Origin of the sequence: Streptomyces sp. P13-3-3 (genome assembly GCF_050571355.1) — a bacterium.
Taxonomy (GTDB): Bacteria; Actinomycetota; Actinomycetes; order Streptomycetales; family Streptomycetaceae; genus Streptomyces; species Streptomyces althioticus.
This window is the reverse complement of the sequence record NZ_CP192228.1, coordinates 5,022,473-5,040,534: the sequence shown is the minus strand read 5'-3', so window position 1 is coordinate 5,040,534 and position 18,062 is coordinate 5,022,473. Positions and strand designations below refer to the sequence as shown.

At 72.2% G+C, this 18,062-nt stretch carries 17 protein-coding genes and 1 riboswitch; of the genes, 4 read left to right on the top strand and 13 right to left on the bottom strand.

Annotated features, from left to right (window positions below):
* Nucleotides 1–215: 215 nt before the first annotated feature.
* A complete protein-coding gene (locus tag ACQZOG_RS23000; protein ID WP_033278035.1) occupies nucleotides 216–689 on the top strand; it encodes a phospholipase in 474 nt (157 codons plus the stop codon).
* A 211-nt stretch (nucleotides 690–900) separates the two neighbouring features.
* Nucleotides 901–986, top strand: a riboswitch (ZMP/ZTP riboswitch).
* A 650-nt stretch (nucleotides 987–1,636) separates the two neighbouring features.
* Here ACQZOG_RS23000 and ACQZOG_RS22995 read toward each other — a convergent pair.
* Nucleotides 1,637–2,965, bottom strand: coding sequence for a class I SAM-dependent RNA methyltransferase (locus ACQZOG_RS22995; RefSeq protein WP_430741758.1), 1,329 nt, complete (start codon nucleotides 2,963–2,965; stop codon nucleotides 1,637–1,639).
* Between the two features lie 69 nt (nucleotides 2,966–3,034).
* A complete protein-coding gene (locus ACQZOG_RS22990; RefSeq protein ID WP_033278033.1) occupies nucleotides 3,035–5,080 on the bottom strand; it encodes an APC family permease in 2,046 nt (681 codons plus the stop codon).
* 628 nt (nucleotides 5,081–5,708) lie between these two features.
* On the opposite strand from ACQZOG_RS22990, the gene ACQZOG_RS22985 reads away from it, so the two are divergent.
* Both ACQZOG_RS22985 and ACQZOG_RS22980 read left to right on the top strand, forming a co-directional pair.
* Complete coding sequence (locus ACQZOG_RS22985; RefSeq protein ID WP_033278032.1) at nucleotides 5,709–6,380, top strand: potassium channel family protein; 672 nt, start codon at nucleotides 5,709–5,711, stop codon at nucleotides 6,378–6,380.
* The gene (locus tag ACQZOG_RS22980) at nucleotides 6,380–7,048 is read left to right on the top strand and encodes a potassium channel family protein (protein WP_093545012.1); all 669 of its coding nucleotides are present in this window, start codon (nucleotides 6,380–6,382) and stop codon (nucleotides 7,046–7,048) included. Before ACQZOG_RS22985 ends, ACQZOG_RS22980 begins: the two co-directional genes overlap by 1 nt.
* 61 nt (nucleotides 7,049–7,109) lie before the next feature.
* On the opposite strand, the gene ACQZOG_RS22975 is transcribed toward ACQZOG_RS22980, so the two are convergent.
* The 9 genes from ACQZOG_RS22975 to ACQZOG_RS22935 form a co-directional block, all read right to left on the bottom strand.
* Nucleotides 7,110–7,883 carry a DUF3159 domain-containing protein gene (locus tag ACQZOG_RS22975; RefSeq protein ID WP_033278030.1) on the bottom strand — a complete coding sequence of 258 codons (774 nt, stop codon included), beginning with the start codon at nucleotides 7,881–7,883 and terminating at the stop codon, nucleotides 7,110–7,112.
* Nucleotides 7,884–7,886: 3 nt separating this feature from the next.
* Nucleotides 7,887–8,285 (bottom strand): OB-fold nucleic acid binding domain-containing protein, encoded by a 399-nt coding sequence (locus tag ACQZOG_RS22970; RefSeq protein WP_033278029.1) that lies wholly within the window; start codon nucleotides 8,283–8,285, stop codon nucleotides 7,887–7,889.
* Between the two features lie 68 nt (nucleotides 8,286–8,353).
* Complete coding sequence (locus ACQZOG_RS22965) at nucleotides 8,354–9,031, bottom strand: response regulator (protein ID WP_193456246.1); 678 nt, start codon at nucleotides 9,029–9,031, stop codon at nucleotides 8,354–8,356.
* Nucleotides 9,028–11,595, bottom strand: coding sequence for an ATP-binding protein (locus ACQZOG_RS22960; RefSeq protein ID WP_359499087.1), 2,568 nt, complete (start codon nucleotides 11,593–11,595; stop codon nucleotides 9,028–9,030). The genes ACQZOG_RS22965 and ACQZOG_RS22960 overlap by 4 nt, the downstream gene beginning before the upstream one ends.
* A gap of 132 nt (nucleotides 11,596–11,727) precedes the next feature.
* Nucleotides 11,728–12,420, bottom strand: a complete 693-nt coding sequence (locus ACQZOG_RS22955; protein ID WP_430741757.1) for an ABC transporter ATP-binding protein — start codon at nucleotides 12,418–12,420, stop codon at nucleotides 11,728–11,730.
* Between the two features lie 65 nt (nucleotides 12,421–12,485).
* On the bottom strand, nucleotides 12,486–13,694 hold the full coding sequence (locus ACQZOG_RS22950) for an alginate lyase family protein (RefSeq protein ID WP_430741756.1): 1,209 nt from the start codon (nucleotides 13,692–13,694) through the stop codon (nucleotides 12,486–12,488).
* A gap of 322 nt (nucleotides 13,695–14,016) precedes the next feature.
* Nucleotides 14,017–14,769 carry a DUF3710 domain-containing protein gene (locus ACQZOG_RS22945; RefSeq protein WP_033278024.1) on the bottom strand — a complete coding sequence of 251 codons (753 nt, stop codon included), beginning with the start codon at nucleotides 14,767–14,769 and terminating at the stop codon, nucleotides 14,017–14,019.
* A 1-nt stretch (nucleotide 14,770) separates the two neighbouring features.
* Nucleotides 14,771–15,328, bottom strand: a complete 558-nt coding sequence (gene dut, locus ACQZOG_RS22940; protein ID WP_033278023.1) for a dUTP diphosphatase — start codon at nucleotides 15,326–15,328, stop codon at nucleotides 14,771–14,773.
* Complete coding sequence (locus tag ACQZOG_RS22935; protein ID WP_037642065.1) at nucleotides 15,325–15,909, bottom strand: PaaI family thioesterase; 585 nt, start codon at nucleotides 15,907–15,909, stop codon at nucleotides 15,325–15,327. The genes dut and ACQZOG_RS22935 overlap by 4 nt, the downstream gene beginning before the upstream one ends.
* 92 nt (nucleotides 15,910–16,001) lie before the next feature.
* Here ACQZOG_RS22935 and ACQZOG_RS22930 point away from each other — a divergent pair, with 92 nt between their 5' ends.
* Nucleotides 16,002–16,472 (top strand): DUF3093 domain-containing protein, encoded by a 471-nt coding sequence (locus tag ACQZOG_RS22930; RefSeq protein WP_037642062.1) that lies wholly within the window; start codon nucleotides 16,002–16,004, stop codon nucleotides 16,470–16,472.
* 27 nt (nucleotides 16,473–16,499) lie between these two features.
* Here ACQZOG_RS22930 and ACQZOG_RS22925 read toward each other — a convergent pair whose 3' ends face one another.
* Together ACQZOG_RS22925 and ACQZOG_RS22920 are read right to left on the bottom strand one after the other, a co-directional pair.
* The gene (locus ACQZOG_RS22925) at nucleotides 16,500–17,444 is read right to left on the bottom strand and encodes a hypothetical protein (RefSeq protein ID WP_193456250.1); all 945 of its coding nucleotides are present in this window, start codon (nucleotides 17,442–17,444) and stop codon (nucleotides 16,500–16,502) included.
* A gap of 13 nt (nucleotides 17,445–17,457) precedes the next feature.
* Entirely contained in the window at nucleotides 17,458–17,754 is a 297-nt protein-coding gene (locus ACQZOG_RS22920) for a DUF4193 domain-containing protein (protein ID WP_003993510.1), read from the bottom strand.
* Nucleotides 17,755–18,062 lie beyond the last annotated feature (308 nt).

The following is an 18,062-nucleotide window of genomic DNA, read 5'->3' as shown; positions in this document are numbered from 1 at the left end:
GTCGCGTCCTATCTCCCCCCTATAGGGCCGCCCGGGCTTCCTGCAGGACGGCATGGGCCCCGTTGGGGGGCCGCCCGGGAGCGCAGCCCTCACGCGCCGGGCAGGGGCAGACGCGGTATAGGCCCCGCGGAGGCTTCGCATAGCAACCCCTCCGAGCCTGAGGCCCGCCGCGCCGGGAAACACCTGGCGGGCCGCTCACCCTCCGGAGGAATCACATGCGTCGCCGTCTCGCCACCCTGCTCGCCGCCGCAGCCGGGGCCCTCGCTCTCGCGTCCCCCGCCGACGCCGCGCCGGCCGACAAGCCGCAGGTCCTGAGCAGTTGGACGCAGACCAGCGCCGCGAGCCAGAACGCCTGGCTCGCGGCCCGCGGCAACCAGAGTGCGTGGTCGGCATACGGCTTCGACTGGTCGACCGACTACTGCACCACGTCCCCCGACAACCCCTTCGGCTTCCCCTTCCAAACGGCCTGCGCCCGGCACGACTTCGGGTACCGCAACTACAAGGCGGCCGGCACGTTCGACGCCAACAAGTCCCGCCTCGACGACGCCTTCTACGCGGACCTCAAGCGGGTATGCGCCACCTACTCCGGCCTGAAGAAGACCTCGTGCGACTCCACCGCCTGGACCTACTACCAGGCCGTGAAGGTCTTCGGCTCCAGCGCGGCGGTGGACGGGTCCAAGGCCGTCTGATCCCACCTGCCTCGTCACCGGGCAACGTCCGGCAGGCCCTGCGGAACGGCCGCGTCCAGCACTCGGGACGCGGCCGTTTCCGCTGCAGGTTCATTTGCGACAACGATCGATGCGGCGGAACCCGTGTGTCGCTTGCCGGGGATCAGGTCGCGGTGCCCGCGCAGTTCCAGCGGGAAGGCCGTGCCGCGGGTCGGTGAGGGCCTGTACGTGGCGCCTGGGCCGTGACTGGCGCTGAGGTGGAGCACCACCGGGGAGCGGTCTGACGAGACGTCGTTGCCGTGCGCCTGGGCCAATGGTCACCACGCACGGCGCGCGGCCGCGTTGCCGATCCGGTTCTGCCGGGAGCGAGGCCGGCGCGACTGCCCGGCGGCGAGTCGGCGCCGCCGGCACTCGCGAAACCCACCGGGCACCCGTCAGGCTCCGTTGGTCCGGCCGCCGAGGTTCCACGGGATGCGCCGGACGCGTGGTGCTCACTCCGGCGTGTCCCACACGGCACGCTGGACGAACGGCGAGGACCGCGCCGCCACGTGGGTCGAGCGCGGGCCTCGTGCCGGTTCCCGGGGCGGCTCCTCGGGGCTCGGCCCTTGGACGCCTTCTCCTCCTCGGCTCGTCGCCCCCAGCACCTTCCAGGGCCTCCGCTTCCCACGGCCACACCCTCCGACGCGACCCGCCCGGTAAGCGACCTCGACATCCTGGAACCGCTCGCTTGGGCGGCCTGGGGGCCCACATCACGCCCCTGAAGCCGCATCAGAACGGCGTCAATCGAGCGTCAGGATTCCGCGGTCGGCCCCGTCGGTACCGCCTCCCCAGAGACGCATCGGACTTCCGACGAATACGGAACCGCAGGTCATCGGCGTTCGGAAGAACGGCGGGGCGCTTCCGGGTGCCACGTGGTGATGATCCGCAAACACGTCGTAGTGGATCGCCACATGACGAGAGAGCGCAGGTCAGATGCCCTTTGTGGCTGGTTCCAGAATCGCCACGCACTCCACGTGATGCGTCATCGGAAACAGGTCGAACACCCGCAGCGTCCGCACCCTGTACCCCCCGTCCCGGAAGTACGCCAGGTCGCGGGCCAGGGCGGCCGGGTCGCAGGCGACGTAGGCGATGCGGCGGGCGCCCAGGGAGGAGAGGTGCTCGACCGTCCTGCGGCCGGCGCCCGCGCGGGGCGGGTCGAGGACGACCAGGTCGACCTCGGTGATGCCGGTGCGGGGCAGCACCGACTCGACCTTGCCCTGCTCGATCCGCACGCGCGGGAAGTCGGCCAGGTTGTGCCGGGCGTCCTCCACCGCACGCTTGCCGGACTCGATGCCGAGCACCGCGCCCTGCTCGCCCACCCGGTCGGCCAGCGCGCCCGCGAACAGGCCCACGCCGCAGTACAGGTCGAGCGCCATGTCGCCCTTGCGCGGCAGCAGGCCCTGCATGACCGCGGTGACGAGGGTGTCGGCGGCCTTCGGGTGGACCTGCCAGAATCCGCCGTTGCCGACCCGGTAGGTGCGGTCGTCGGCGCGCTCGCGGACGAACGGACGGCCGTGCACCCGGTGCACCTGGCCGTTGCGCTCGTCGATGCGCAACACCGAGACGGGGCGGTCCAGTTCGACCAGCGGGAGGCGGGCGCCGGGCTTCGGCGTCAGGACGACCTGGCGGTCCTGGGAGCCGGTCGCGGCGATCGCCTCGACGGAGTCCATGCCGGTCCAGTCCCGCTTCTCGATGCCCAGCTCGCTGACGCCCTCCGCGGCGATCAGGCAGTGGTCGATCGGCTCGACCTCGTGCGAGCGGTGCCGGCGCAGACCCGCGCGGCCGTCCGCCGTGACCGCGTACTGCACGCGCGTGCGCCACGACGGGACCTGGCCGGCCGGGACCTTGTCGCCCTCGGCCGGCATCACCGTGCCGTCCCAGCCGGCCTCCTCGGGCGTCAGCCCGGCCAGCCGCTGGAGCTGCTCGGCGACGACCTCGCCCTTGAGCCGCCGCTGGGCGCCCGGCTTGGCGTGCTGCCAGTCGCAGCCGCCGCAGCGGCCGGGGCCGGCGAACGGGCAGGGCGCGTCGATGCGGTCCTTGGACGCCTCCAGCACCGTCACCGCGTCGGCGCGCAGGAACCGCGCGCCCTCCTCGCCCTCGGTGACACGGGCGACGACCCGCTCGCCGGGCAGCGCGTGCCGGACGAAGAGGACCTGCCCCTCCGACGTACGGGCGATGCAGTGGCCGCCGTGGGCGACGGGGCCGATCTCGACCTCGTACTCCTCCCCCACCAGTGACTTCTTCGGTTCTGCCTGCATGGCGGGGTGACTCCACAACATCGGGTACGGGCGGGCGGGCCGTTACGGCCCGGACAACAGCCCACCAGTCTACGTGCGCGGGGAGGTGTCCTTCGTCCGCTCCGCCGGTCCCCGGCGCACCGAGCCGGGTGCGGACCAGTTCTGCCGCCTGCGCGCCCGCAGTTTCGCGGCCTCGGAGGACTCCAGCTGGTAGGGCACCGAGGTGACCATCACACCGGGCGTGAACAGCAGGCGGCCCTTGAGCCGCAGCGCGCTCTGGTTGTGGAGGAAGTGCTCGTACCAGTGGCCGACCACGTACTCCGGGATGATCACGGACACCACGTCGCGCGGCGACTGGGCGCGCAGGCTCTTGACGTACTCGATCACCGGACGGGTGACCTCCCGGTACGGGGAGTCCAGCACCTTCAGGGGTACGTCGATGCCGCGCCGCTCCCACTCCTCGCGCAGCGCCCTGGTCTCCTCGGCGTCCACGTTGACGCTGAGCGCCTCCAGGGTGTCGGAGCGCAGCAGCTTGGCGTACGCGAGGGCGCGCAGGGCGGGGCGGTGCACCTTGGAGACCAGGACGACGGAGTGGACGCGGGACGGCCGCACCGTGTCCTCGCTCGGGGCGTCCGGCGCGGCGATCTCCTCGGCGACCCGGTCGTAGTGGCGGCGGATCGCCGTCATGGTCGCGTAGAAGATGCACATGCCGAGCAGCGCGACCCAGGCGCCGTGGGTGAACTTGGTGAGCAGCACGACGACCAGCACCAGGCCGGTGAAGAAGGCGCCGAAGGCGTTGATGGCCCGGGCGCGGACCATGCGGCGGCGCGCGGCCGGGTCCTTCTCGGCGCCGAGCAGCCGGTTCCAGTGCCGGACCATGCCGGTCTGGCTGAGCGTGAAGGACACGAACACGCCGACGATGTACAGCTGGATCAGCCGGGTCGAGTCGGCGCCGTAGATCCACACCAGCAGCACGGCGGCGCCCGCGAGCAGCACGATGCCGTTGGAGAAGGCGAGGCGGTCGCCGCGGGTGTGCAGCTGGCGCGGCAGGTAGCGGTCCTGGGCCAGGATCGACCCGAGCAGCGGGAAACCGTTGTAGGCGGTGTTCGCGGCGAGGAACAGCACGAGGGCGGTGGCCGCGGCGAGGATCATGAACAGGAAGCTGCCGTGGCCGAAGACGGCTTCGGCGACCTGGGAGATCACCGGGTCCTGGACGTAGCCGGGGCCGAGCGGGACGCCGTTGTGGACGAGGTCCCGGCCCGGGTTCTCCGCCATCCGTACGTCGGTGGCGGCGGCCAGCGCGATGATGCCGCAGAACATGGTGACGGCGAGCAGGCCCATCATGGCGAGGGTGGTCGCCGCGTTGCGCGCCTTGGGCTTGCGGAAGCCGGGGACGCCGTTGGAGATCGCCTCGACGCCGGTGAGCGCGGCGCAGCCGGAGGAGAAGGCGCGCAGCAGCAGGAAGACGAGGGCGAAGCCGGCCAGGCCGGGGTGCTCGGGTTTGATCTCGAAGTCGGCGGTGGGCGCGCGCATGTCGTCGCCGAGGACGACCCCGCGGAAGGCGCCCCACGCGATCATGAGGAAGACGCCGGCGACGAAGACGTAGGTGGGGATCGCGAAGAGTGTGCCCGACTCCCGGACCCCGCGCAGGTTCATCAGCGTCAGCAGCACGATCACGCCGACCGCGCAGGCCACCTTGTTCTCGACGACGAAGGGGATCGCCGAGCCGAGGTTCTCGATGCCGGCGGAGATCGACACGGCCACCGTGAGGACGTAGTCGACGAGCAGGGCGCTCGCCACGGTCAGGCCGGCCCTCGGGCCGAGGTTGGTCGTGGCCACCTCGTAGTCGCCGCCGCCGCTGGGGTAGGCGTGCACGTTCTGCCGGTAGGAGGCGACCACGGTGAACATCAGCACGACGACCGCGACGGCGATCCAGGGACTGAAGTGGTACGCCGACAGGCCCGCGATGGACAGGACGAGCAGCACCTCGCCGGGCGCGTACGCCACGGAGGACAGCGGGTCGGAGGCGAAGACGGGGAGTGCGACGCGCTTCGGCAGGAGCGTCTCGCCCAGCCGGTCGCTGCGTAGTGCGCGCCCGATGAGGATGCGTTTGGGCACGTCGGTCAGTTTGGACACAAGTGTGGATCGTAAGCCGTCCGGCGTCCGGTGACGCACCCGCCACCCCCGATCCATACGGCATCCATACGGCCGCTGCCCTCCGGGTGAAAAGTCGGGGCGCCGGGGTGCGGATTGGGCGGATCGGGGGAGTCCCATGCCTGTATGACCACATGCCCGGCCGTTGTCGCCACGTCTCGTGGAGGGTCCCATGCACACGACCGCAGAACTGATCGGCGCAGCGGCCGGCCTCGTCGTCCTCGGCGTTCTCGCCGTCGCGAGCGTGCGCAGTATCACGCGCCGCTAGGGGTCGGCGCGGTGTCCGTCGGGTGCGGGGCGTCGTGGGGTGCTCGCGGCAGTTCCCCGCGCTCCTGAGGATGCCGCGGTGAACGCGCCCCGAAAGGGGCGCGGGGAACTGCGCGACCAGCCCCCACCGCGCCGCGGAGAATACGACCGCACCAGCCGGACGTACCGTCGGTTACGGCAGTCCGAACCGCCCCCGAGGGGCGTCAGGGACCCCAGGCCCCGGCATGATGTTGCCTGGGCGGCCGCCAACAGGCCGCGACGTGTTGCCTGGCGAGCCGAAAGAGAGACATGAGCACGAAGGTCATGAAGGTCGCACGGCCTGCAGGAAGCGCGGTGTAACGCGATGCATATCGTCATCATGGGCTGCGGCAGGGTCGGTTCCGCCCTGGCCCAGGCCCTGGAGGAACAAGGGCACACGATCGCCGTGGTCGACCAGGACCCCACCGCGTTCCGCCGGCTGGGCTCCTCGTTCGGCGGCCGCCGGGTCACCGGCGTCGGCTTCGACCAGGACACCCTGCGCGAGGCCGGCATCGAGGACGCCGGCGCCTTCGCCGCCGTGTCCAGCGGTGACAACTCCAACATCATCGCCGCCCGGGTGGCCCGCGAGATGTTCGGCATCGAGAACGTCGCCGCCCGCATCTACGACCCCCGGCGCGCGGAGGTCTACCAGCGGCTCGGCATCCCGACGGTCGCCACGGTCCGGTGGACCGCCGACCAGATGCTGCGCCGGCTGCTGCCCTCGGGCGCCGAGCCGCTGTGGCGCGACCCCACCGGAGGGGTGCAGCTCGCCGAGGTGCACACGTCCGCGGCGTGGGTGGGGCACCGTATCTCCCGGCTCCAGGACGAGACGGGCGTGCGGGTCGCGTTCCTCACCCGGCTCGGGGAGGCCATCCTGCCCAGCTCGCAGACGGTGCTGCAGGAGGGCGACCTGGTGCACGTGATGATGCGCACGGACGAGATCGACCGGGTCGAGGCGGCGTTCGCCAAGGGACCCGACGAGGAGGGCGGGCGCTGATGAGGGTCGCCATTGCCGGAGCCGGCGCCGTCGGCCGCTCGATCGCGGGCGAGCTGCTGGAGAACGGCCACGAGGTCCTGCTGATCGACAAGGCGCCGACCGCGATCTCGGTGGAGCGCGTCCCGCAGGCGGAGTGGCTGCTCGCCGACGCCTGCGAGATCACGTCCCTGGACGAGGCGGCGCTCCAGCGCTGCAACGTCGTCATCGCCGCGACCGGCGACGACAAGGTCAACCTGGTCGTGTCGCTGCTCGCGAAGACCGAGTACGGCGTGCCCCGCGTCGTCGCCCGGGTGAACAACCCGAAGAACGAGTGGCTGTTCAACGAGTCGTGGGGCGTGGACGTCGCCGTCTCCACCCCGCGTCTGATGTCGGCGCTGGTGGAGGAGGCGGTCAGCGTCGGCGACCTGGTCCGGCTGCTGCGCTTCAGCCACGGCGACGCCAACCTGGTGGAGCTGACCCTGCCGGAGGAGTCCGCGCTGGCCGGCACCCAGGTCGGGGACGTGGAGTGGCCGCAGGACACCTCGCTCGTCACGATCATCCGCGGCACCCGGGTGCTGACGCCGACCCGCGAGGACTCCCTGGAGGCCGGCGACGAGCTGCTCTTCGTGGCCGCGCAGGCCCGTGAGGAGCAGCTGGAGGATCTGCTGTCGGTCCGCAGGCAGTCGTAACGCGGCGAAAGGCGAGGGGCGCCCGGAGTGATCCGGGCGCCCCTCGTCCGTGCGGGAAATCTCAGGACCGGCGGCGGTGCCGGCCGGCCGGCGCTCCTTCACCCTCGCCCGCGGCGGCGGCCTTCCGCTCCTCCTCGGCGCGCTCCTCCGCCTCCATCTCGGCGAAGACGTCGATGGGCGGCGGGGCCTTCGCCAGGAACACCCAGGTCAGGTAGACGGCGAGCAGGAACGGCGGGATCTTCAGCGCCACCAGCACCCAGCCGAGCTGGGTGGTGTCCGCCCACCAGTACAGCGGGAAGAGGATCGCGCACTTGGCCAGCAGAATCAGACCCCAGGCCCAGCTGGCCTTGGTGTACGCCTTCTTGCGGCCCGGGTTTCTGGTGCGCCAGGAGAGGTTCTCCTTGAACACCGGGCCCAGCATCAGGCCGATCAGCGGGACGCCGGCCATCGCCGTGACGATGTACGCCACCGCCAGGCCCAGCGTGTACAGCATGCCCGGCAGGTAGAAGTCCTTGGCGTTGCCGGTCATCATCGCGAAGACCACACCGAAGCCGACGCCGAAGACGCCGCTGAACGCGTGCTTCACGGTGTCCCTGCGGACCAGCCGGACCACGACCATGACGAGCGCCACGCCGAGCGCGGCGAGCGCCGACATGTGCAGGTTCTTGTTGACCGTGTAGATGCTGACGAAGAGCAGCCCCGGCAGCACCGTCTCGACCATGCCCCGGACACCGCCGAACGCCTCGAACAGGGCGGCTTCCGTCACCGCCCGGGCGTCGTCCGCGGACGTGTCCGCGGAGGTCTCTTCGGTTGTCGGCTTGTCGAGCGACGTCACCGGCTACTCCCGTCCGAGGGGTCTCAGTTCGTATTTCGGATTGAACAGCACCCGGCGACCACGGCTCATGGCGACCCGGCCCGATGCGATCAGCTTGCGCCCCGGCTCTATCCCCGTGATGGAGCGCCTGCCGAGCCACACCACGTCCAGCGCGGCGGAGCCGTCGAACAGCTCGGCCTCCAGAGCCGGCACTCCCGCGCGCGGCCGCTGCGTGACCGTGCGCAAGGTACCAGTAACCGTGACGATCTCGCGGTCCTGGCAGTCACCTATCCGCGTGCAGCCGGCCGTGGCGGCGTCCTCGCGCAGCTCCTCCGACTCCAGGTCCTCCTGGGAGGAGGAGAGCCGGTCGAGCATGCGGCGGAACCGGCCTGCCGGCTTCTCGGACCGAGGAACAGCACTCATATCTGAAGCGTACCGGGGTGCACTGACGGTTACGTACCCCCTGCTTCCCCGGTCCGAACGGCCCTCGGTCACTTCTCGAAGCGGTAGCCCATGCCGGGCTCGGTGATGAGGTGTCTGGGCCGCGAGGGGTCCGCCTCCAGCTTGCGGCGCAGCTGCGCCATGTAGACCCGCAGGTAGTTGGTCTCCGTCCCGTACGACGGCCCCCACACCTCCCGCAGCAGCTGCCGCTGCCCCACCAGCCGGCCCCCGGCGCGCACCAGCGCCTCCAGCAGGTGCCACTCGGTGGGCGTGAGCCGTACGTCACGCCCGTCGCGGTGGACCTTCTTCGCGGCGAGGTCGACGGTGAACGTGCCGGTCTCCACGACCACGTCTCCCCCGTCGGCGGGCTCCGCGCGCCGTACGGCGGCCCGCAGCCGGGCGAGCAGTTCGTCCATGCCGAAGGGCTTGGTGACGTAGTCGTCGGCGCCGGCGTCCAGCGCCTGGACCTTCTCGCCCGAGGCGTGCCGCGCGGACAGCACCAGGATCGGCACCCGGCTCCACTCGCGCAGCCGCCGGATGACGTCGACGCCGTCCGTGTCGGGCAGGCCCAGGTCGAGGACGACCACGTCCGGGTGGCGGGCGGCGGCCGCGCGCAGGGCGCCCGCCCCGTCCTCGGCGGAGTCCACCTCGTACTTCCGGGCCCTGAGGTTGATCACCAGGGCCCGCACGATGGCGGGGTCGTCGTCGACCACCAGCACCCGGGTCATGAGGCTCGCCTTTCGTCCTGGGCGGTCACGGGGCCGCGCCCGCTGTCGTCCGGGCCGTCCTCCGGCCGGGCGTCCGCCGCGTGCAGGGTGAGGGTCATGGTGAGGCCGCCCCCGGGCGTGTCGTCGGCGTTCAGGGTGCCGCCCATGGCCTCGGTGAAGCCACGGGCGACGGCGAGGCCCAGGCCGACGCCGGAGCCGCGCGGGGCGTCCCCGTGCCGCTGGAACGGCGCGAAGATGCGTTCCTTGGCCTCGTCGGGCACGCCGGGGCCGCGGTCGACGACCCGCACCTCGACCCGGCCGGCGAGGGCGCTCGCGGCGACCAGCACCCTCTCCCCCGGCGGGCTGTACTTCACGGCGTTCTCGATCACGTTGGCCATGGCCCGCTCCAGCAGCCCCGGGTCGGCGTCGACCATGGGCAGGGTCTCGGGGACGTCCAGGGCGACGCTGTGCTCGGGCACTCCTCCGAGGGCGCGCGGCACCACCTCGTCCAGGTCGGTGCCGCGCATCAGCGGGGTGACCGTGCCGGTGTGCAGGCGGGACATGTCGAGCAGGTTGCCCACCAGGTGGTCCAGGCGGTCCGCGCCGTCCTCGATGCCCTCCAGCAGCTCGGCGCGGTCCTCCTCGGACCATTCGACGTCCTCGGAGCGCAGGGAGGAGACGGCCGCCTTGATCCCGGCCAGCGGGGTGCGCAGGTCGTGGCTGACGGCGGCGAGGAGCGCGGTGCGGATGCGGTTGCCCTCGGCGAGGGCGAGGGCGCGGTCGGCCTGTTCGCGCAGCCGCCGGCGGTCCAGGACGACGGCGGCCTGCGCGGCGAAGGCGGCCAGCACCCTGCGGTCCTCGGCGGGCGGGACCCGGCCGGTCAGCGCCAGCGCCATGTGGTCGCCGACGGGCACCTCGACGTCGGCGTCCTCGGGCCGTCCGACCGGCCGGCCGCAACCGGCCCGGCCCGCGCACGTCCACGGCTCGACGTCCCCGGCGCGTTCCAGCAGCGCGGCGGACTCCATGCCGAAGGTCTCGCGGACCCGTTCCAGGAGGTCCTCCAGGCCGGTCTCGCCGCGCAGCACGTTGCCCGCGAGGAACGACAGGATCTCCGACTCGGCGCGCAGCCGGGCCGCCTGCTGGGTGCGCCGAGCCGCGAGGTCGACGACGGACGCCACGGAGGCGCCGACCGCGACGAAGACGACGATGGCGACGATGTTCCTGGGGTCGGAGACGCTCCAGGTGTGCAGGGGCGGGGTGTAGAGGAAGTTGAGCAGCAGGGAGCCGACGGCCGCGGAGGCGAGGGCCGGCCACAGCCCGCCGAGGAGCGCCGCGGCGACCGTCACCGCCAGGAACATCAGCATGTCGATGGCGAGGCCGGGGTCGACGGCGCTGAGCAGCGCGGCGAGGACGACGGGCCCGGCCGTGCCGACGGCCCATCCCCAGGCGAGCCGCAGCCGTCCCAGGGGCGCGCCGCGGGCGACGGGCAGTCCGCGGCCCTTGGCGGCCTCCTCGTGGGTGACGATGTGCACGTCCAGGTCGGGGCCGCAGTCGCGGGCGACGGTCGCGCCGACGCCGGGACCGAGGACGTACTGCCAGGCGCGGCGGCGGGAGGAGCCGAGGACGATCTGGGTGGCGTTGGCGCCGCGCGCGAAGTCGAGCAGGGCGGCGGGTATGTCGTCGCCGACGACGTGGTGGAAGCTGCCGCCGAGGTCTTCGACGAGGGTGCGCTGGGCGGCCAGTTCGCCGGGCGAGGCGGAGGTGAGGCCGTCGCTGCGGGATATGTACACGGCGAGCAGTTGCCCGCCCGCGCCCTTCTCGGCGAGCCGCGCGGCCCGCCGGATGAGGGTGCGGCCCTCGGGCCCGCCGGTCAGTCCGACCACGATCCGCTCGCGCGAGCCCCAGATCGCCTTGACGGCGTGCTCGCTGCGGTAGCGCCGGAGGTGGGCGTCGACCCGGTCGGCGACCCACAGCAGGGCGAGTTCGCGCAGGGCGGCGAGGTTGCCGGGGCGGAAGTAGCTGGAGAGGGCCGCGTCCACCTGGTCGGGCTGGTGGATGTTGCCGTGCGCCATGCGCCGGCGCAGCGCCTCGGGCGTCATGTCGACGAGTTCGACCTGGTCGGCGCGGCGCACCACCTCGTCCGGCACGGTCTCCGGCTCGCGTACGCCGGTGATGGACTCCACGGTGTCGCCCAGCGACTCCAGGTGCTGGATGCCGACGGTGGACAGCACGTCGATCCCGGCGGTCAGCAGCTCCTCCACGTCCTGCCAGCGTTTGGCGTTGCGGGAGCCGGGCGCGTTGGTGTGGGCGAGCTCGTCGACCAGGGCGACGCGGGGGCGGCGGGCGAGGACGGCGTCGAGGTCCATCTCGGTCACGCTCGCGCCGCCGTGCTCCAGCCGCCGGTACGGGACCTGCTCCAGGCCGGTCAGCAGGGCCTCGGTGCGGGGCCTGCCGTGCGTCTCGGCGAAGGCCACGACGCAGTCGGTGCCCCGCTCGACGCGGCGGTGCGCCTCGGCGAGCATCGCGTAGGTCTTGCCCACCCCCGGCGCGGCGCCGAGGTGGATCCGAAGCTTGCCGCGTCCCATGGCCCCATTGTCTTCCGGTCGTGCTCCTGGCGGAGTCGACCCTAGGCCGCCGTGCGCGGCGGCCGGACGGCCGGCGGGGGCGCGGGGCCGGACCTTGACGCAACCCTGACGCGCGCGCCGGGGGCCGGCCGGTCAGTGCTCGACGATCTGCCCGTCGCTCAGTTCGAGGACCCGGTCGGCCAGGCCGAGCAGGGTGGTGTCGTGGGTGGCGACGAGCGCGGTGACGTTCTCGCTGCGGACGACCGCGCGCAGCAGCTCCATCACGGCGTGCCCGGTCTCGGCGTCGAGCTGGCCGGTGGGCTCGTCGGCGATGAGGAGGGAGGGGTTGTTGGCGAGGGCGCGGGCGATGGCGACCCGCTGCTGCTGGCCGCCGGACAGCTCGCCGGGCCGCTGGGCGGCGTGGTCGGCGAGGCCGACGAGGGACAGCAGCAGCTCGACGCGCTCCTCGCGCTCGCGGGGGTCCGCGCCGCGCAGCCGCAGCGGGACGCCGACGTTCTCGGCGGCGCTGAGGATGGGGATGAGCCCGAAGGACTGGAAGACGAAGCCGACGCGGTCGCGGCGCAGGGCGAGCAGCCCCTCCTCGTCGAGGCCGGCGAGGTCGCGGCCCTCGACGTCGACCCGACCCCGGTCGGGGGTGTCGAGACCGCCGACGATGTTCAGCAGGGTGGTCTTGCCGGATCCCGAGCGCCCCTTGAGTGCGACGAGTTCGCCGCGCGGGACCTCGAAGGAGACGCCCCGCAGCGCGTGCACGGCGGCGGCGCCGATGCCGTACGACTTGTGCACGTCCTCGACGCGCACCATGGCGTCGGTGACCGTCTGCCCCATGTGGATGCCCTCCCCCGTGAACCGGGCGCCAGTATCGCTGTCCGGCGCCCGGCGGATCAACAGGGTCAGGCGGGGTTGTCGCCGTGGGTGAGGGTCTCCCAGGCGACGAACAGGTTGTTGGTGCCGGAGGGGCGGGTGCGTTCGGTCAGCGCCTGGGTGTGGGTCATGGCGAAGCCCAGGCGGTTGTGCAGGGCGTTGTGGCCGACCTCGGTGACCGGGCCGAGGCCGAGGTGCAGGCTGCCGCCGCACAGCCAGCCGGGCACGGGCTCGCCCCGCTCGTACTTCGCCTGGAAGCCGAGCGCGTGCCGCAGCCGCTCCCCGACGTCGGTGCCGTAGAGGTCCTGGCCCTGGATGCGGCTGGTCTCGGCGACGTGCGAGATGGAGGAGATGCCGTAGCCGGTGTGCGTGAGGTCGCGGCAGGTCTCCTGGGTGAGGCCGGTGACGAAGGTGGACTGGTTCTGCCAGTACCGGACGATCTTGTCGCGGGTGTCGAGGTTCTGGCCGGGGACCGTCTTCGGCAGGGGCCCGTCGGAGGCCAGGTAGACGTAGGCGGCGGTACGGGTGCGGAACGTCGCCATCGCCTTGTCGTACGAGGCGCGGTCCTCCAGGAAGACGGAGATGCCGACGGCGGCCTCCATCATTGTCAGCTCCCAGTTCCCGTTGGAGTTCGAGCCGTTGATGATCTCGGGCAGGTAGACGTCGCGCAGCACGGTGGCGAAGCGGCCCTCGGCGGCCCAGCCGCCGGTGTAGGTGTGCTTGACGATCTCTGCGGCCTTGGCCCAGGAGGAGCCGGCCCAGCCGGTCTGCAGGGGCGCGTTGCTGTTGGTGTGGTCCCGGATCACGGCGGACCAGGCGTCCATGAGCTGGATGGCCTTGGTGGCGTGGCGTGCGTCGCGGGTGACGTACCACATGAGGGCCTGGGTGTACGCGGCGATCGCGTCCTCGCGTTCGTCGGTGCAGCCGAGGTTGGGGTTGGAGTACGAGCCGCACTCCACGACGGCGCGGGGTTTGGGGGTGCGGTTGAGGTCGGCGTACTTGCTCGCCGCCATGCGGTCGTAGGCGGTCTTCCAGGGCTGGGCACCGGAGAGGACTTTGCTGCGGGCGAAGTCGAGCTGGGGCTTGGAGACGGTGACGCCGGGGTGGGTGAAGGTCGCCGGGGCCGCCTCGGCGGCTTCGGCGGGCGGGGCGTCGGGGTGGAGGGTGAGGGTGGCGGCGAGGGCGGTGGTCAGGAGGGCGAACAGGAGGCGGGTACGTCGTGGGCGTGAAGCGGACATGTGGGGGCCATCCGTTCCCGTACATGAACAGTGGGCGTTCCTTTGAACACCCGAACTGAACGGGGACGGTAGGTCCAGACCAATGTGGCGTCAAGGGGTGCCGCACGAAGTGACTCGCCCCCGCCGCCCCTTCCCGTCCCTGGGGCTGCGCCCCAGACCCCCTTGTCGGCCCTGGCGGGCCTCGTCCTCAAACGCCGGAGGGGCTACTTGTAGCCCCTCCGGCGTTTGAGGAGCGGGGTCCGGGGCGGAGCCCCGGGAACGACAGCGGCCCGCGGCGACCGGCCGCGAACGACCGGCCCCGCGGGCCACGACAAAGACTCCGCTAGCGCACTTCCGTGATCTCAGGCCCCCGCTGCAGCCGGCTCATCCCGCCCGCGAACCGCGACCCTTCCTCCTGCTGGACGTTCTCCGGCACCATCTGCGCGTCGTTCGGCAGCTTCAGGACGATCGGGTCGCGCGGGGCCATCGGCCCGTCCCCGCGCACGACGACCGTGTCCCGGAAGATCTGCTCCAGCAGACCCGCCGCCTGCGGCTGCACCGCGCCCTGCCCGGAGATCACTCCGCGCAGGAACCAGCGGGGGCCGTCCACGCCGACGAACCGCACGACCTGGAAGCCGCCGGTGCCGTCCGGCAGCTGCACCGGCACCTGGGCGCGCAGCTCCCAGCCCAGCGGACCCTCGACCTCGTCGATGATGCCGCCCTGCTGGGTGATGCCGGACGCGATCTCCTCGCGCACCTCGCCCCAGATGCCCTCACGCTTGGGTGCGGCGAAGGCCTGCAGCTGGACGGCGCTGTCCTGGAGCACGACGGTGGCCGCGACGATCGCGTCGCCCGCGACCTCCACGCGCAGTTCCATGCCGTCCACACCGGGCACGAACAGACCGCCCAGATCGACCCGGCCCTCGCCGGGCTCGCGGACCTCGGAGCTGTCCCAGGGCCCGTCGGGCCGGGGCGCGGGCTCGAGCCTCACGCGCCCGTTCTCCTCGCCCGCCTCCGCGTCGACACCGTCGACGACCTGCTCGGCCTCGCCGGCCGCACCGTCGGCGGCATCCCTCTTCTTGCGACGTCCGAACACGTCACTGTCCTTCCCGGTCGGATACGACCGAAGCGTATCGATTCCCACCCGCAGTACCGCCCTCGGCGGCCTGAACGCTTGTGCCGCTCTTACCTTCCACCGCGGCGTGGCCGCCGGTGGATCCGAAGCCCCCCTCGGCCCGGGCCGATCCGGGCAGCTGCGCGACCGACACGAAGCGCACCCTCTCGACCTGCTGGACGACCAGTTGGGCAATCCGGTCGAAGCGCTCGAACCGCACGGACTCGCGCGGGTCGAGATTCACCACGATCACCTTGATCTCCCCACGGTACCCGGCATCAATCGTCCCCGGGGCATTCACCAGGGCGACGCCGCAGCGGGCGGCAAGGCCGGATCGCGGGTGCACGAAGGCCGCGTACCCCTCCGGGAGCGCGACAGACACCCCGGTGGGCAGTACGGCCCGCTCCCCCGGGGCCAGCTCGCAGGCCTCGGTGGTGCGCAGGTCGGCCCCCGCGTCGCCGGGGTGCTCGTACGCCGGAAGCGGTACGTCCGGGTCGACGCGCCGGATGAGCACCTCAAGCGCTTCGCGGCCGGCGCTCACGGGTTCACCTCGAAGGCGCGGGCCCGGCGGACCTGGTCGGGGTCGTCCATGGCGGCCTGGATCTCCTCCTGGCGGCCGTGGTCGATGAAGTGGTCCACCTTGACCTCGATGAAGAGGGCGTCCGCGCGGACGGCGACCGGTCCGTCGGGGCCGCCGATGTGTCCGGTGGCGGTGCAGTAGATCTTCCGTCCCGCGACGGCGGTCACCTCCGCCTTGAGGTGCAGCACGGTGCCGACGGGCACCGGCCGGACGAAGTCGGTCTCCAGCCGTCCGGTGACCGCGATGGTGCGGAGCAGCCAGTTCAGCGAGCCGAGCGTCTCGTCGAGGGCGGTGGCCAGCACGCCGCCGTGGGCGAGTCCGGGGGCGCCCTGGTGCGCGGACTGCACGGTGAACTCGGCGGTGATCGACACGCCTTCGCCGGCGCGCGCCTGGAGGTGCAGCCCGTGGGGCTGTTCGTCGCCGCAGCCGAAGCACTGCCCGTAGTGGGCGCCCAGAAGCTCGCCCGGTGCGGGGGCGTCGGGGTGGCGCACGGGCGGCACGGCGTCGGCGGGGGGCTGAAGAGCTGCGGAATTACCACTCACAGCCGCAGACCTTACCCGCCCGCCGGGAGGCGGCCGAGCACGCGTCCGCCCTGGCGCCGGACCCCCGCGGGAAGCGTGCCAAGCTTGGCTTCATGCAGCTTTCCGCCGCCCCGTACGAAGAACGCCTCACCGCTCCGCGCTCCTGGTGGTTCCTGTGCCTCCTGGCCGGGCTCTCCTTCGCGCTGATCATGCTGCCGTTCGGCACCCTGCCGATGCTCGCCGGGCTGGCCGGCGGAACCGCCGTGGCAGCGGTCGTGGTGAGCGCGTACGGCTCGGCGCGGATCCGGGTGGTGAACGGTCATCTGATCGCGGGCGAGGCGAAGATTCCGGCGTCGGCGCTGGGTGACGCGGAGGTGCTGGACGCCGAGGAGGCGCGCGCCTGGCGCGGTCCGAAGGCCGACCCGCGCGCGTTCATGCTGCTGCGCGCGTACGTGCCCGGTGCGCTGCGGGTGGCCGTCACGGACCCGCAGGACCCCACTCCGTACGTCTTCCTGTCCACCCGTGAGCCCGAGCGGCTGGCGCGGGCGCTCCGGGCGGCGCGGGACGGGGCCGACGCCTCGTAGCGGCCTGCCGCCGGGCCGTCGGGCGGGTCACCGGGGGTCGTCGTCCTTCCGGTGGCGGCCGGCGTCCATGTCGAGCTCCAGCGCGTGCTCGGGGAGGGCGTCGGCGGGGCGCTCCAGTGCCGGGAGCGCGGGCAGCCCGTCCCAGGGGACCTGGACCTTGCGCAGGTCGTCCCGGATGCGGGCGGCGAGCTTTCTGGTGTCGCGCCGGTTCATCACGGCGCCCACGGCAGCTCCCACCAGGAACGGCATCAGGTTCGGCAGGTTGCGCACGGTGCGCTTCATGATCCGCTGGCGCAGTTCGCGCTTCATGCGGCTGTTCAGCGCGGCGCTCACGGTGGAGGGCTTGGTGGCCTCGATGCCGCGCTCCTGGGACCAGGAGTTGAGGTAGACGGTGCTGCGCTGGGCGAGGGTGCCGGCGGGCCGTACGCCGTAGACCTCGTGGAGTTCGGCGATCAGTTTGAGTTCGATCGCGGCGACGCCGGTGACCTCGGCGGCCAGTTCCGTCGGCATCGCGGGCGGCACGGGCATCATGGCGGCCGCTCCGACGCCGGCCCCGACCGTCGCGGTGGCCTTCGCGGCGCCCGCCACGAGCTTGTCGGCGATCTCCTCGGGACAGAGCCCGGGGAACTGCTCCCGCAGGGTCGCGAGGTCCCGTACGGGCACGCGCGGGGCGATGTCGATGATCCGGTCGGCGAGGTGCGCCAGACCCGCGCGGGCGCGTGCGCCGCCCTTGCGGACGCCGTCCAGGGCCTTCTCCCGGACGACGGCGGTGCGCCTGCGCGCCACGGGCGCGGTGACCTCCACGGACACCGGGAGGTCACCCCGGCCGGCCTGCGTCTCGAGCGAGGCCGCCCCGTCTCCGGTCCAGCCTCGCTCGGGTTCACGCGTGTCGTGCTGTGGGTCCTCGGTGGACCCTTGGTCCGCTCCCTTCGAGAAGAAGCGGCGCTTCCGCGGTGGGGTCGAGCCAGTCACGGCCGACCCCGCCTCAGTCGCAGTCGCGGCAGATCGGCTGGCCGTTCTTCTCACGGGCCAGCTGGCTGCGGTGGTGCACCAGGAAGCAGCTCATGCAGGTGAACTCGTCCTGCTGCTTGGGCAGGACCCGGACGGCCAGCTCCTCGTTCGAGAGGTCCGCACCGGGCAGCTCGAGGCCCTCGGCGGCCTCGAACTCGTCGACGTCCACGGCCGAGGCAGACTTGTCGTTCCGCCGGGCCTTCAGCTCTTCCAAGCTGTCCGAGTCGACGTCGTCGTCGGTCTTGCGTGGAGTGTCGTAGTCGGTAGCCATGTCGCTCTCCCCCTCTGGGTGTATGCGGTGTCTCCAGCGCACGTAACGCGTGAGAGGCCGGACTTGTGCCCGACCTGAGGCGGAGATTTTGCCTCACATCAAGGTCTGTTACTCAATCGACACCCAACCGGACTCCTCATGAGTGATCGGCTTGGATGGCGATGGGGACCGTACACGGTCCCGATGCCGCACTACAAAGGCACCTCACCGTGTACTTCCCGTGAACGGGACCCCTGAAAACCGGGACTTTTCCGGCCTTCCGACGGGGCTCATGATCACGGAGAGTAGATGGCCGAATCGACGCACCT

Bases quoted from the DNA above. Each gene is read 5' to 3' on its own strand.
- ACQZOG_RS23000 (WP_033278035.1), top strand. From the start codon at position 216: ATGCGTCGCCGTCTCGCCACCCTGCTCGCCGCCGCAGCCGGGGCCCTC.
- ACQZOG_RS22995 (WP_430741758.1), bottom strand. From the start codon at position 2,965: ATGCAGGCAGAACCGAAGAAGTCACTGGTGGGGGAGGAGTACGAGGTC.
- ACQZOG_RS22985 (WP_033278032.1), top strand. From the start codon at position 5,709: ATGCATATCGTCATCATGGGCTGCGGCAGGGTCGGTTCCGCCCTGGCC.
- ACQZOG_RS22980 (WP_093545012.1), top strand. From the start codon at position 6,380: ATGAGGGTCGCCATTGCCGGAGCCGGCGCCGTCGGCCGCTCGATCGCG.
- ACQZOG_RS22970 (WP_033278029.1), bottom strand. From the start codon at position 8,285: ATGAGTGCTGTTCCTCGGTCCGAGAAGCCGGCAGGCCGGTTCCGCCGC.
- ACQZOG_RS22965 (WP_193456246.1), bottom strand. From the start codon at position 9,031: ATGACCCGGGTGCTGGTGGTCGACGACGACCCCGCCATCGTGCGGGCC.
- ACQZOG_RS22960 (WP_359499087.1), bottom strand. From the start codon at position 11,595: ATGGGACGCGGCAAGCTTCGGATCCACCTCGGCGCCGCGCCGGGGGTG.
- ACQZOG_RS22955 (WP_430741757.1), bottom strand. From the start codon at position 12,420: ATGGGGCAGACGGTCACCGACGCCATGGTGCGCGTCGAGGACGTGCAC.
- ACQZOG_RS22950 (WP_430741756.1), bottom strand. From the start codon at position 13,694: ATGTCCGCTTCACGCCCACGACGTACCCGCCTCCTGTTCGCCCTCCTG.
- ACQZOG_RS22930 (WP_037642062.1), top strand. From the start codon at position 16,002: ATGCAGCTTTCCGCCGCCCCGTACGAAGAACGCCTCACCGCTCCGCGC.
- ACQZOG_RS22920 (WP_003993510.1), bottom strand. From the start codon at position 17,754: ATGGCTACCGACTACGACACTCCACGCAAGACCGACGACGACGTCGAC.